Source organism: Bacillus sp. EA-CB0995, from assembly GCF_055814245.1.
Window position 1 is genome coordinate 1,834,306 of record NZ_CP169269.1, and the last position, 13,933, is coordinate 1,848,238.

The window sequence follows — 13,933 nt, forward strand, 5'->3', positions numbered from 1 at the left end:
AGGTGAATTCAAGCGTGAAACTCATTCATTTAACTCATCCTCATGCATTAAATAAAGCGGAAATAGAGTCTACTGTAATGGCATTAGGGTATTTTGATGGTATTCACTTAGGTCATCAACGTGTCATTCATACTGCAAAAAAGGTGGCGGAAGAACGAGGATTTAAAAGTGCTGTTATGACTTTTCATCCACATCCGTCTGTTGTATTAGGGAAAAAGGAAGCGCATGTAGAGTATATTACGCCTTTACGAAGTAAAGAAAAAGTAATTGCAAGTTTAGGAATTGATATTTTATATGTTGTGAAATTTGACGAAGCATTTGCAAATCTATTGCCACAACAATTTGTAGATGATTATATCATTGGGCTGAATGTACAGCATGTTGTAGCAGGCTTTGATTATTCATATGGACGTTTAGGAAAAGGGACGATGGAAACTTTGCCATTTCATGCAAGAGGGGAGTTTACACAAACCGTGATTGAAAAAGTAGAATTTCAAGAAGAAAAAGTAAGTTCCACATTATTGCGAAAACATATTCGCAATGGAGAAATGGAACAAATACCATCTATTTTAGGCAGACCATATACTGTTGAAGGAACAGTTGTTCATGGAGATAAGCGCGGACGCCAAATTGGTTTTCCGACAGCAAATATTGCTCTAAATGATGAATATCTTTTACCGCCTGTTGGTGTATACGCCGTTCGAATGAAAGTAAATGATGAGTGGCATGAAGGTGTATGTAATATAGGATATAAACCGACTTTTAAGGAAAGTGAAAAGCAGCTTTCTATTGAAGTGCATCTTTTTGAATTTCAACGTGATATATATGATGAGTCTGTTGTTGTAGAGTGGCATATGCGAATTCGCGAAGAAAAGAAATTTAATGGTATTGATGAGTTAGTTGCACAAATTGCAAAAGATAAAAAAGTAGCAGAAGATTATTTTAACCGTGCAAATAATATACTTGCTTTTTCGAATGAAAAGTAGTATTCTATCTTATGTACTTTAAAATAACCATTGCTTGGCATTACGACTCACCGACGTTTGCTAGGTAATTGGGGATTTATTACTTAGGAGGTGAAATAGGATGGCTTTAACACAAGAGCGTAAAAATGAAATCATTGCACAATTTAGAACTCATGAGACTGATACTGGTTCTCCAGAAGTTCAAGTTGCTGTCCTAACGGAGCAAATTAACACTCTAAATGAGCACTTACGTACTCACAAGAAAGATCATCATTCACGTCGCGGTCTTTTAAAGATGGTTGGTAAACGTCGTAACTTACTTACTTACCTTCGTAACAACGACATCACTCGCTACCGTGAACTAATCACAAAGCTTGGATTACGTCGATAGTCGAAAAAGCGGGAATATTCCCGCTTTTTTGTTAGGTAAAAATATATCTTCGACTCTTGATAGCTTACTGAATTTTCGGTAATACTAGAGGAAGAATATTGTGATATATTATTCATTTACATAGAAGAACTGAATACTTTAAATTGAGAGGGGTACTTAAATGAGTCACGAAAAGCAAGTCTTCTCGATAGATTTGGCTGGTCGTCAGCTAACAATTGAAACAGGTCAGCTTGCAAAGCAAGCAAATGGAGCAGTATTAGTGAGATATGGCGACACAGCGGTTCTATCTACAGCAACTGCATCAAAAGAGGCAAAAAATGTAGATTTTTTTCCACTAACAGTAAACTATGAAGAGCGTTTATATGCAGTAGGGAAAATTCCAGGCGGTTTTATTAAACGTGAAGGTCGTCCAAGTGAAAAAGCAATCTTAGCGAGCCGTTTAATTGATCGTCCAATTCGTCCTCTTTTTGCTGATGGCTTCCGTAATGAAGTACAAGTTGTCAGCATCGTTATGAGTGTGGATCAAGATTGCTCTTCAGAAATGGCAGCTATGCTTGGTTCTTCATTAGCGTTATCGATTTCAGATGTTCCGTTTGAAGGTCCGATCGCTGGTGCGACAGTTGGTCGTATTGATGGAGAGTTTATTATTAATCCAACAGTTGAACAACAAGAGAAAAGTGATATTCACCTTGTTGTTGCTGGAACAAAAGATGCTATTAACATGGTAGAAGCAGGTGCAGATCAAGTACCTGAAGAAACAATGTTAGAAGCAATTATGTTCGGTCATGATGAGATTAAACGCTTAATCGCTTTCCAAGAAGAGATTGTACAAGCAGTTGGTAAAGAGAAAACAGAAGTTAAACTGTATGAAGTTGACGCTACAATCAACCAAGATGTACGTGAAATAGCAGAAAAAGATATGCTTGCTGCTATCCAAGTTCATGAGAAACATGCACGTGAAGATGCAATTAATGAAGTGAAAAAACGTGTAATTGAGCATTATGAAGCGAATGAAGCTGATGCAGAAACATTAGGACAAGTAAGTGAGATTTTATATAAAATTGTAAAAGAAGAAGTACGTCGTCTTATTACAGTTGAAAAAGTGCGTCCGGATGGTCGTAAAGCTGATGAAATTCGTCCTTTAGCATCAGAGGTAGGAATTTTATCTCGTACGCATGGTTCTGGTTTATTTACACGTGGACAAACGCAAGCACTAAGTATTTGTACGTTAGGTGCATTAGGCGATGTACAAATTTTAGATGGTCTTGGTGTAGAAGAATCAAAACGCTTTATGCATCATTATAACTTCCCGTCCTTTAGTGTCGGAGAAACAAGACCAATGCGTGGTCCAGGTCGTCGTGAAATCGGTCATGGTGCATTAGGTGAGCGTGCTCTTGAGCCAGTTATTCCATCTGAAAAAGACTTCCCGTATACAGTTCGTCTCGTATCAGAAGTATTAGAATCAAATGGTTCTACTTCGCAAGCAAGTATTTGCGGAAGTACATTAGCGATGATGGATGCAGGTGTTCCACTTAAAGCACCAGTTGCTGGTATTGCAATGGGACTTGTGAAGTCTGGTGAACACTACACAATTTTAACAGATATCCAAGGTATGGAAGACCACTTAGGTGATATGGACTTTAAAGTAGCTGGTACAGCTAAAGGTGTAACAGCACTTCAAATGGATATTAAAATTGAAGGTTTATCTCGTGAAATTTTAGAAGAAGCATTGCAACAAGCAAAAGTTGGACGCATGCACATTCTGGATCATATGTTATCTGTTATTGCTGAGCCTCGTACAGAGTTATCTCAATATGCTCCTAAGATTGTTACAATGACAATCAATCCGGATAAAATCCGTGATGTTATTGGGCCAAGTGGAAAACAAATTAACAAGATTATTGAAGAAACAGGCGTGAAAATTGATATTGAACAAGATGGTACAGTCTTTATTTCATCTATTGATCAAGAAATGAATGAAAAAGCGAAGAAAATTATCGAAGATATCGTTCGTGAAGTACAAGTAGGTGAAATTTACTTAGGAAAAGTAAAACGAATTGAAAAATTCGGTGCTTTCGTTGAATTATTCAGTGGGAAAGACGGTCTTGTTCATATCTCTGAACTAGCACTTGAGCGTGTAGGCAAAGTAGAAGATGTTGTAAAAATTGGTGATGAGATTTCAGTAAAAGTTATCGAGATTGACAAACAAGGTCGTGTAAACTTGTCTAGAAAAGTATTGCTTAAAGAAGAGCAAGAAAAAGAAGCAGCAAAACAAGAAGCAGCAAAGCAAGAACAAGAACAAGAATAAGCTAAAAGCCAAGGAATTCCTTGGCTTTTTTATTATGTATAAAACCTTGGGATATATCTCGAGGTTTTTTTGTATATAACAGAGTATAGTTTTAACGAGAACGTTTAAATTAACAATGATAAGAAAAGGAGATTTTTACTATTCTGCTTTAACGAGCTGTAAATCCAGTCTTAGCATTTAGGGAAAGAGGAGAAGTGAGATTGGACTAAACAGCACGCCTAATGATAGAAGTTTCATTTTACTGGAGGGTACTTTTATGAAAACTCGCATCATTTTACTTATAGTTATTTTATTGTTCTCAGCTCAGCATTTTTCGCATATATCATATGCAAAAGACCATTTGTACGAAGAGATTGAAGAAAAAGCGAAAGTATATACGATTCCAGCACAAAATGCATGTATTGATAAAGTATGGAAAGCAACGCCGGGTTACAATGGAAAAGCAGTAGATATAAGAGCTTCCTATGATAACATGAAGAGGAAGGGTAGCTTTGATGAGAAACAGTTGGTATATCGAGAGGTATCGCCTCAAGTGCATTTAGAAGATTTATCTCCCGCTCCTATTTATAGAGGGAATCCAAGTAAAAAAATGGTTGCGCTTACTATTAATGTTGCCTGGGGGAACGAATATCTTTCTCGGATGTTAGAAGTACTGCAAAAACATCAGGTTACAGCAACTTTTTTCTAGAAGGAAGATGGGTAAAAGAAAATTTACGTTTTGCAAAAATGATTGCAGATGCAAATCAGGAAGTGGGAAATCATTCGTATACGCATCCTGATATGAGTACATTGTCGGTTGATGCAATTTATGAACAATTGCAAAAAACGAATCAAGTCATTGAAGCAGCGACGAATCAAAAGGTACGCTGGTTTGCACCACCAAGTGGTAGTTTTCGTGAGGATGTTGTCCATACTGCTGCAAAACTAAAAATGGGAACGATTATGTGGACGGTAGATACAATTGATTGGAAACGACCAGAACCGCATGTGTTGCTACAGCGAGTGTTAAGTAAAGTACATCCCGGTGCCATTATTTTAATGCATCCTACTTCTTCTTCAGCAGAATCACTTGATACATTGATTTCAAAGTTAAAAGAGAGAGGGTATACGGTAGGGAATGTATCAGCTTTAGTAGACGAAAAGCGTATTGATTAAACACATTTGCATGACATTCGCTGCTAAACTTGTTATGATTATATAATAGAATCTTTTTACAGAGAATTTGTCAATAGGAGGAAGGCATTTGATCAAAAAATATACGTGTAAAAATGGAGTAAGAATCGTAATGGAGAATATTCCAACAGTACGTTCTGTTGCAATTGGAGTATGGATTCATGCGGGATCACGAAATGAAAATGAAAAGAATAATGGGATTTCTCACTTTTTAGAACACATGTTTTTTAAAGGAACGAAAACACGTAGTGCTAGAGAAATTGCAGAATCCTTCGACAGCATTGGCGGACAAGTTAATGCGTTTACATCAAAGGAATACACATGTTACTATGCAAAAGTATTAGATGAGCATGCGAAATACGCACTTGATATTTTAGGGGACATGTTCTTTAATTCAACGTTTGTTGAAGAAGAATTGAAAAAGAAAAGAACGTTGTGTTCGAAGAAATTAAAATGTATGAAGATACACCAGATGATATTGTTCACGATATGTTAACGAAAGCGACGTATGAAACGCATCCGCTAGCATATCCGATTTTAGGAACAGAGCAAACCCTTGACACATTTACAGGTGATACGCTTCGTCAATATATAAAAGATCATTATACGCCAGAAAATGTCGTTGTTTCCGTCGCTGGTAATATTGACGAATCCTTTGTTCAAATCGTCGAACAATATTTTGGAAATTATGAAGGAACGACAAATCGCGAACAAGTACATAAGCCTGTTTTTCACCCGAATAAAGTAGCGCGCAAAAAAGAAACAGAACAAGCTCATTTATGTTTAGGATTTAATGGATTACAGATGGGTGACGAAAATATTCATAATTTAATTGTATTAAATAATATTTTAGGTGGCAGCATGAGTAGCCGTCTGTTCCAAGAAGTGCGTGAGCAACGTGGGTTAGCATACTCTGTATTTTCTTATCATTCTTCTTATGAAGATACAGGGATGTTAACAATTTACGGAGGAACGGGTAGTCAGCAGCTAGATACGCTGTACGAAACTATTCAGCAAACACTAGATATACTAAAAGATAAAGGAATTACAGAAAAAGAATTACTTAACAGTAAAGAGCAACTAAAAGGAAATCTTATGTTAAGTTTAGAAAGTACAAATAGTCGTATGAGCCGCAATGGTAAAAATGAGTTGCTGCTGAAAAAACACCGCTCTTTAGATGAAATTATTGAAAGTGTAAACAGTGTTACAAAAGCGGATGTAGATACGCTGATTCGTAATATGTTTACAGACGAGTTTTCTGCAGCGCTTATTAGTCCAAATGGAGAGCTTCCAAAAGGAATAAGTAAAAAATAAATATGTTTATGAAACCGTTTCTTATTAAGGAGAAACGGTTTTTTATATACATGGGGGCAAAACTGGTAGGCATTTTTTTTACAAGACTAGAATAGGTACTTAATATAAAGTGAAACTTCCCCCACTGAGGGTTAGTTGAACCAATCGGGCATTTACGGGCAGTTATACCCGACCTATCTTCTTTGCTTCTCTCTCAATCTTGAGGTGGGGGTTTTACTGCCTGTTAATGCGGGATAAAAGAAATCTTCAAATTAGACCGTTTTATAAGGAGAGGATGGAATGCGATTAAGTGAATTGAGCGGGAAAGAAATTGTTGATTTACAGCGTGCGGAAAGAATGGGAGTACTTGGGCATGCGGACTTAGAGATTGATGAGAGAGATGGTAAAGTTCAAGCGCTCATTATTCCTGTTGGGAAATGGGGAGGGTTCAAACGAGGGCAACAAGAAGTGCGTGTGGAGTGGAGTAGAATTAAAAAAGTAGGGCAGGATATGATTATTTTTGATCTTGCTAATTATTCAGATCCTGTTTAAAAGATGACCATTGTGGTTGTCTTTTTTTATTGTGGAAATCCATAGATGTAAATCATCCGTACTTTTGGTTTTTCAATCACCTTATACTCGTATATTACATATGATGTGGAGGAAAACGAAAAAAGTAGGCGCTTTTCTTATAATGAGAGAAAAAGAAGGTGAAGTAAAGGATGTTGACTGATATCCATATTGCTGTCATAGGAGGAGATGCACGGCAGCTTGAAGTTATTCGTAAGCTAGTTGAGCTTGATGCAAAACTCTCATTAGTAGGCTTTGATCAACTTGATCATGGATTTACAGGAGCAGCAAAAGAGAGTATGCAGAATCTTGATTTTACTTCTTTAGATGCCATCATTTTGCCGGTAGCTGGAACTGATGCAAACGGACAAATCGATACAATTTTTTCTAATAAAAAAGTGATAATTACGAAAGAGCAAATTGAAAACACACCAGCACATTTTACGATATATTCAGGTATTAGTAACACTTACTTAGATACAATTGCTTCTTCTACGAATCGAAAACTTATCAAATTGTTTGATCGTGATGATGTGGCAATTTATAATTCAATTCCAACGGTTGAAGGGACCATCATGATGGTCATTCAACATACAGATTATACAATTCATGGCTCTAAAGTAATGGTATTGGGGTTTGGGAGAACTGGAATGAGTGTAGCGAGAGCATTTCAGTCGCTAGGAGCAAAAGTGAAGGTAGGTGCTCGGCGCTCTGAACATATCGCTCGTATCACAGAGATGACATTTACGCCATTTCAAATGCGAGATATAGAGCAAGAGGTGCAAGATGCCGATATTGTAATTAATACAATTCCGTATCTTGTTGTAACAGCAAGTGTAATTTCAAAAATGCCAGCTCATACATTGATTATCGATTTAGCTTCTAAACCAGGCGGAACAGATTTCCGGTATGCGGAAAAGCGAGGCATTAAAGCATTGTTAGCACCTGGACTGCCAGGAATTGTTGCACCAAAAACAGCAGGGCAAATTCTTGCGAACGTCCTTTCTAATTTATTAATGGCAGATATAGAAGTGAGAAAGGAGAAGAAAAAATGAGTGTAAAAGGCAAACGAATTGGTTTTGGATTAACAGGTTCGCATTGTACGTATGCAGAAGTCATGCCGTATTTAGAGAAGCTTGTTGCAGATGGAGCCGAAGTGTTACCTATCGTATCGTACACATTGCAAACGACAAATACGAGGTTTGGTGAAGGGGCAGAGTGGGTTGAAAAGATAGAAACTATTACAGGTCATAAAGTAATTGACTCTATCGTAAAAGCAGAGCCGCTTGGTCCGAAAATTCCGCTAGACTGTATGGTTATAGCTCCGTTAACAGGGAATACGATGAGTAAGTTTGCAAATGCAATGACAGATTCTCCTGTATTAATGGCAGCGAAAGCGACACTAAGAAATGGTAAACCTGTTGTATTAGCTGTTTCAACAAATGATGCTCTCGGATTAAACGGAGTGAATATGATGCGTTTGATGGCAACGAAAAATATTTATTTTGTACCGTTTGGGCAAGATGCACCGCATAATAAACCGAATTCTATGGTAGCGCGTATGGAATTGTTGCAAGATACAATGGTTGAAGCGATGGAAGGGAAACAGCTGCAACCTGTTGTTGTAGAAAAATTCAGATACATGAATTAAAAAACAAAAAACAGACAATTTTTTTCATGAAACCATCATTCTTCTCGCAGAATATGATAAAATTAATTCTATTAAGAATTAGAAGGAGTATTTGTTACTCCTTTTTATTCTAAGTATAGAAGGATTGGTACCTAGAAAGGGGCATGGTGATGGAAAAGAAAAAATCTTTTCATGTCGCTGTAGTTGGAGCAACCGGCGCAGTTGGTGAACAAATGTTAAATACTTTAGAGCAACGTGATTTTCCAATTGGAAAATTAACGTTACTTTCATCTAAACGTTCTGCAGGCAAAACGCTTTTATTTAAAGGAGAAGAAGTAACAGTACAAGAAGCTACTCCTGAAAGCTTTGAAGGAGTGGATATTGCACTCTTTAGTGCAGGTGGATCTGTATCAAAACAATTAGCACCAGAAGCAGCAAAGCGCGGTGCAATCGTTGTTGATAATACTAGTGCGTTCCGCATGACAGAAAATGTTCCGCTTGTTGTACCAGAAGTAAACGAAAAAGACTTATTAGAACATAACGGAATCATTGCAAATCCAAACTGTTCTACAATTCAAATGGTAGTTGCTCTCGAACCAGTTCGTCAGCACTTTGGTTTAAAACGAGTAATCGTTTCCACATATCAAGCTGTATCAGGTGCAGGGGCTGCTGCAATTGAAGAGCTTCATGAACAATCACAAGCCATTTTAAACGGCGAAGAAGTAAAAGCAAATGTTTTACCTGTAAAAGGTGATGAAAAACATTATCAAATTGCATTCAATGCGATTCCACAAATTGATAAGTTCGAAGATAATGGCTTTACATTTGAAGAAATGAAAATGATTAATGAAACGAAGAAAATTATGCATATGCCAGAGCTTGAAGTAGCGGCAACATGCGTACGCTTACCAGTTGTATCAGGTCACTCTGAATCTGTTTACATTGAAGTGGAAAAAGAAGGTGTAACAGTAGAAGAACTGCGTAATCTGTTAGCGAACGCAGAAGGAATTGTACTGCAAGATAATCCAGCAGAACAAGTATACCCAATGCCGGCAACTGCAGTTGGTAAAAACGAAGTATTCGTTGGTCGTATCCGTAAAGATTTAAACAATGATAAAGGATTCCATCTTTGGGTCGTATCTGATAACTTATTAAAAGGTGCTGCATGGAACTCTGTTCAAATTGCAGAACGATTAGTGAAATTACAATTAGTGTAAACGGCTAAAAGAAGGTGCAAAAATGAAAATTATTGTCCAAAAATTCGGTGGAACATCTGTGCGTGATGAAAACGGTCGAAAGCATGCTCTTCATCACATTCAAAAATCATTGAAAGAAGGCTATAAAACTGTGGTTGTTGTATCTGCGATGGGCCGTATAGGTGAGCCTTATGCAACGGATACATTATTAAGCCTTGTAAATGAGAAGCAATCGTTTATTTCAAAACGCGAGCAAGACTTATTGTTGTCTTGCGGGGAGCTAATTTCGGCGATTGTGTTTTCAAATATGCTAAATGAAAATGGTGTGAAGGCTGCAGCGTTTAACGGTGCACAAGCTGGATTCATTACAAATGATGACTTTACCAATGCAAAGATCATTGAGATGGATTGTGAGCGCATTTTGAAGGAATTAGAAGAAGTTGATGTAGTCGTCGTAACGGGATTCCAAGGCCGAACGAAAGAAGGCGATACGACAACACTTGGACGCGGAGGTAGTGATACATCAGCATCAGCGTTGGGTGTTGCACTTCATGCTGAGTATATTGATATTTTTACAGATGTAGAAGGTGTAATGACTGCTGATCCACGTATTGTAAAAGATGCGCGTCACCTTGAAAATGTAACATATAATGAAATTTGTAATATGGCATATCAAGGTGCAAAAGTCGTTCATCCGCGTGCAGTTGAAATTGCGATGCATGCAAAAGTGCCACTGCGTGTGCGTTCAACATATTCTGATAGCGAAGGAACTCTGATTGCAGCGTATGATGGTGCGACAAAAGGTCGCGATGTACAAGAGCGTCCTGTAACTGGTATTGCTCATGTTTCAAATGTAACGCAAATTAAAGTGTTGGCCAAGGACGGGGCATACGATTTACAAACAGAAGTGTTCAAAGAAATGGCAAATGAAAAGATTAGCGTAGATTTAATTAATATTTCTCCTACTGGTGTAGCATACACAGTTAGTGATGAGGTTACAGGCCGAGCTGTCGAAGTACTGCATAAACTTGGATATAATCCAATTGTAACTGAGCACTGCGCGAAAGTATCCATTGTTGGAGCTGGTATCGCAGGTGTTTCGGGTGTTACTGCAAAAATTGTAACAGCATTAGCTGAAAATGGTGTTCAAATATTACAATCTGCAGATAGCCATACAACAATATGGGTGCTTGTTAAGGAAGAGAAACTAGTAGATGCTGTAAATGCGCTTCATCGTGCATTTGAGCTTTCAAAAGAAAAGCAACTGGAATTATAAGGAGTGAGACCATGATAGATTTTGGGACAATTGCAACGGCGATGGTCACACCATTTGATAAGAATGGAAATATCGACTTTGTAAAGACAACAAAATTGGTAAATTATTTAATTGATAACGGTACAACCGCAATCGTTGTAGGGGGAACAACAGGTGAGTCTCCTACATTAACATCTGAAGAAAAAGTAGCGTTATATCGCCATGTTGTATCTGTTGTCGATAAAAGAGTGCCTGTAATTGCTGGAACTGGTAGCAATAATACACATGCTTCTACGGAGCTTACGCAAAAAGCAGAAGAAGTAGGTGTAGATGCGATTATGCTAGTTGCACCGTATTATAATAAACCAAGTCAAGAAGGTATGTATCAGCACTTTAAAACAATTGCTGAAAGTACAAAACTGCCGGTTATGTTATATAACGTTCCAGGCCGATCTATTGTACAAATTTCTGTTGATACAGTTGTTCGTTTATCACAAATTCCAAACATTGTTGCAATCAAGGATGCAGGCGGCGATGTATTAACAATGACAGAAATCATTGAAAAAACAGATGATAATTTTGCTGTATACAGCGGTGATGATGGCTTAACATTGCCAGCGATGGCAATTGGAGCGAAAGGTATTGTATCTGTTGCTTCTCATGTTATTGGTAACGAAATGCAAGACATGATTGCAGCATTCCAAACTGGTGATATGAAAACAGCACAAACGCTTCATCAATTGTTAGTAAGAGTGACGAATGCACTATTTATGGCACCGAGTCCAACTCCTGTCAAAACAGCACTGCAAATCGTAGGGTTAGATGTTGGTTCTGTTCGTTTACCTCTTCTACCATTAACTGAGGCAGAAAGAACGCAATTACTTGAAGTTATACAATCTATTCCTCGTTAATAGAAAAGAAAAGTGGCTTAGTGTTGTACTAAGTCACTTTTTTGTGTTTCGTACTGTATCCCGCATTAACGGGCAGTAAACCCCCTATCTACAAAGAAAATCCCCACGGGTGGAAGTTTCACTTTATTACTTAGATGAAGTGGTGAAATGAATCCAGTTTATCATCGTGTACACATTCTTCTCTTTTCTTTCTTATAATTTAACTTGTGTTCTATTTCTTGTATCAGTTATAATATGGCTAAGTAGCTTAGTACGGGTATGCTTAGCAAAAATGGGAAAACTTTACGGATTATCGGATTTTGTATGAAATTACATAAAACATTTGATTTATATAATGAAAGAGAGGTGGAACCTGGTTTAAAAACGAAAAAACGTGATATCGCATAGCGATAAGACCTTCGTTTTAATGATGGTGGAGTTTCCCCTGGTTTCTCTACAATGTTAGTGGGATCAGTTTTTACAACATTTTTAAACCAGGCAACAACATGAAGAAAAAAGAGATAGATACTGTAAAAGTATTCGCTCTCGGTGGAGTGGGCGAAATTGGAAAAAATATGTACTGCGTTGAAATTGACTCTGAAATTTTTATTGTAGATGCGGGACTTATGTTTCCGGGAGAAGAGATGTTTGGAATAGATATTGTTATTCCTGACATCACATATTTAGTGGAAAATAAAGAGCGAGTAAAAGGACTATTTTTAACACATGGCCATGAAGATCATATTGGTGGTATTGTCTATGTGTTAAGAAAATTAGATATTCCGGTTTATGGAACAAAGCTGACGAATGGTCTCGTGAAAGAAAAATTAGGGGAAGCGGGTATGTTAGGTCGCGTTGATTTAAAAACGATTGATTCTAATGCTACGGTAGAATTCGATACAACAACTGTTTCCTTCTTTAATACAACACACAGTATTCCAGATGCAGTAGGGGTTTGCTTCCATACTTCACAAGGTGCAATTGTATATACTGGTGATTTTAAATTTGACCAAACTCCTGTTGGGAATAATGGTTCAGATATTGGGAAAATGGCACAAATTGGAAATGAAGGTGTGCTTTGTTTACTATCTGATAGTACAAATGCAGAGCGCCCTGGCTATACGGGATCTGAGAGAGAAGTCGGTTTGGAGATTTCTAAAGTATTTTATAATTCAGAAGGTCGTATTATTGTGGCTTCATTTGCTTCTAACGTTCATCGTATTCAACAAGTTTTTGATGCAGCGTATGAAACTGGGCGTAAGGTAGCGGTAGTTGGACGAAGTATGGTAAAAGTTGTTGATATTGCGTATAATCTAGGGTATTTAAATATTCCAGACGGTATGTTAATTTCACTACAGGATGTTGATAATTATCCTGAGAAAAAGGTGACGATTTTAACGACTGGTAGCCAAGGTGAGCCAATGGCTGCTCTTTCTAGAATGGCAAGACAAGCCCATAAACAAATTTCAATTCGTAAAGGTGATACAGTCATTATTGCTGCATCCCCAATTCCAGGGAATGAAACATCTGTTTCAAGAACAATTGATTTACTGTTTAGAGCAGGTGCGGATGTCGTATATTACGGAGAAAAGAAAGTCCATGTTTCCGGGCATGGTAGTCAAGAAGAATTGAAACTAATGTTAAACTTAATGAGACCGAAATATTTTCTGCCTGTACATGGTGAATTCCGTATGCAAAAGGCGCATGCCCGTTTAGCTCAAGATGTTGGCGTTCACTCAGATCGTATTTTTATCACGGAAAAAGGTGAAGTGATTTCCTTCACAGATGGAGAGGCAAAACCTGCCGGCAAGGTTCCTGCAGGAAATGTATTGATTGATGGATTAGGCGTTGGTGATGTTGGAAATATCGTTTTGCGTGATCGTAAAATGTTATCACAAGATGGTATTTTAGTCGTTGTTGTAACGCTTGGAAAAGATGAGAAAAAGATTATTTCTGGACCAGAAATTATTTCGCGAGGATTTGTTTATGTTCGTGAATCAGAGGCGTTAATTGAAAAATCAACTGATATTGTACGTACAATTGTAGAACAATCTATCAAAGAATATTCTATTGAATGGTCAACGTTAAAACAAAATATTCGTGAGCTACTTGGACAATTTTTATTTGAAAAAACAAAGAGAAAACCGATGATTTTACCAATTATCATGGAAATATAAGAGATGGCTGCCTATTTGTAGGCGGCTTTTTCTTTCATCCTCTGTCGAATGAAATTTATAACTTAAGAAATAATAGTTATATACG

General features: G+C 37.4%; 10 protein-coding genes and 2 pseudogenes. All 12 read left to right on the forward strand.

The window, feature by feature from the left end; translation table 11 throughout:
- The first annotated feature begins 14 nt into the window (after nucleotides 1-14).
- The 12 genes and pseudogenes from ribF (at nucleotide 15) to ACEWFJ_RS09700 (ending at nucleotide 13,848) form a co-directional block, all read left to right on the forward strand.
- Complete coding sequence (ribF, locus tag ACEWFJ_RS09645; RefSeq protein WP_429716084.1) at nucleotides 15-986, forward strand: bifunctional riboflavin kinase/FAD synthetase; 972 nt, start codon at nucleotides 15-17, stop codon at nucleotides 984-986.
- Nucleotides 987-1,086: 100 nt separating this feature from the next.
- On the forward strand, nucleotides 1,087-1,356 hold the full coding sequence (gene rpsO, locus ACEWFJ_RS09650) for a 30S ribosomal protein S15 (RefSeq protein WP_020059143.1): 270 nt from the start codon (nucleotides 1,087-1,089) through the stop codon (nucleotides 1,354-1,356).
- A gap of 160 nt (nucleotides 1,357-1,516) precedes the next feature.
- Nucleotides 1,517-3,664, forward strand: coding sequence for a polyribonucleotide nucleotidyltransferase (gene pnp / locus ACEWFJ_RS09655; RefSeq protein ID WP_473691834.1), 2,148 nt, complete (start codon nucleotides 1,517-1,519; stop codon nucleotides 3,662-3,664).
- 256 nt (nucleotides 3,665-3,920) lie between these two features.
- Nucleotides 3,921-4,819: pseudogene (locus tag ACEWFJ_RS09660) on the forward strand (polysaccharide deacetylase family protein).
- 88 nt (nucleotides 4,820-4,907) lie between these two features.
- A pseudogene (locus tag ACEWFJ_RS09665) lies at nucleotides 4,908-6,151 on the forward strand (M16 family metallopeptidase).
- A gap of 279 nt (nucleotides 6,152-6,430) precedes the next feature.
- Entirely contained in the window at nucleotides 6,431-6,682 is a 252-nt protein-coding gene (locus ACEWFJ_RS09670) for a YlmC/YmxH family sporulation protein (RefSeq protein ID WP_429707437.1), read from the forward strand.
- 170 nt (nucleotides 6,683-6,852) lie between these two features.
- Nucleotides 6,853-7,755 carry a dipicolinic acid synthetase subunit A gene (gene dpaA / locus ACEWFJ_RS09675; protein ID WP_098309707.1) on the forward strand — a complete coding sequence of 301 codons (903 nt, stop codon included), beginning with the start codon at nucleotides 6,853-6,855 and terminating at the stop codon, nucleotides 7,753-7,755.
- A complete protein-coding gene (locus ACEWFJ_RS09680; protein ID WP_230573505.1) occupies nucleotides 7,752-8,351 on the forward strand; it encodes a dipicolinate synthase subunit B in 600 nt (199 codons plus the stop codon). Before dpaA ends, ACEWFJ_RS09680 begins: the two co-directional genes overlap by 4 nt.
- A 149-nt stretch (nucleotides 8,352-8,500) precedes the next feature.
- The gene (asd, locus tag ACEWFJ_RS09685; RefSeq protein ID WP_098309709.1) at nucleotides 8,501-9,547 is read left to right on the forward strand and encodes an aspartate-semialdehyde dehydrogenase; all 1,047 of its coding nucleotides are present in this window, start codon (nucleotides 8,501-8,503) and stop codon (nucleotides 9,545-9,547) included.
- 22 nt (nucleotides 9,548-9,569) lie between these two features.
- Nucleotides 9,570-10,802 (forward strand): aspartate kinase, encoded by a 1,233-nt coding sequence (dapG, locus tag ACEWFJ_RS09690; RefSeq protein ID WP_473691837.1) that lies wholly within the window; start codon nucleotides 9,570-9,572, stop codon nucleotides 10,800-10,802.
- A gap of 11 nt (nucleotides 10,803-10,813) precedes the next feature.
- The gene (gene dapA / locus ACEWFJ_RS09695; RefSeq protein ID WP_098309711.1) at nucleotides 10,814-11,692 is read left to right on the forward strand and encodes a 4-hydroxy-tetrahydrodipicolinate synthase; all 879 of its coding nucleotides are present in this window, start codon (nucleotides 10,814-10,816) and stop codon (nucleotides 11,690-11,692) included.
- A gap of 485 nt (nucleotides 11,693-12,177) precedes the next feature.
- Nucleotides 12,178-13,848: a ribonuclease J gene (locus ACEWFJ_RS09700; protein WP_473691840.1), complete on the forward strand. Its 1,671-nt coding sequence runs from the start codon at nucleotides 12,178-12,180 to the stop codon at nucleotides 13,846-13,848.
- Nucleotides 13,849-13,933 lie beyond the last annotated feature (85 nt).

Bases quoted from the DNA above. Each gene is read 5' to 3' on its own strand.
- rpsO (WP_020059143.1), top strand. From the start codon at position 1,087: ATGGCTTTAACACAAGAGCGTAAAAATGAAATCATTGCACAATTTAGA.
- pnp (WP_473691834.1), top strand. From the start codon at position 1,517: ATGAGTCACGAAAAGCAAGTCTTCTCGATAGATTTGGCTGGTCGTCAG.
- ACEWFJ_RS09670 (WP_429707437.1), top strand. From the start codon at position 6,431: ATGCGATTAAGTGAATTGAGCGGGAAAGAAATTGTTGATTTACAGCGT.
- dpaA (WP_098309707.1), top strand. From the start codon at position 6,853: ATGTTGACTGATATCCATATTGCTGTCATAGGAGGAGATGCACGGCAG.
- ACEWFJ_RS09680 (WP_230573505.1), top strand. From the start codon at position 7,752: ATGAGTGTAAAAGGCAAACGAATTGGTTTTGGATTAACAGGTTCGCAT.
- asd (WP_098309709.1), top strand. From the start codon at position 8,501: ATGGAAAAGAAAAAATCTTTTCATGTCGCTGTAGTTGGAGCAACCGGC.
- dapG (WP_473691837.1), top strand. From the start codon at position 9,570: ATGAAAATTATTGTCCAAAAATTCGGTGGAACATCTGTGCGTGATGAA.
- dapA (WP_098309711.1), top strand. From the start codon at position 10,814: ATGATAGATTTTGGGACAATTGCAACGGCGATGGTCACACCATTTGAT.
- ACEWFJ_RS09700 (WP_473691840.1), top strand. From the start codon at position 12,178: ATGAAGAAAAAAGAGATAGATACTGTAAAAGTATTCGCTCTCGGTGGA.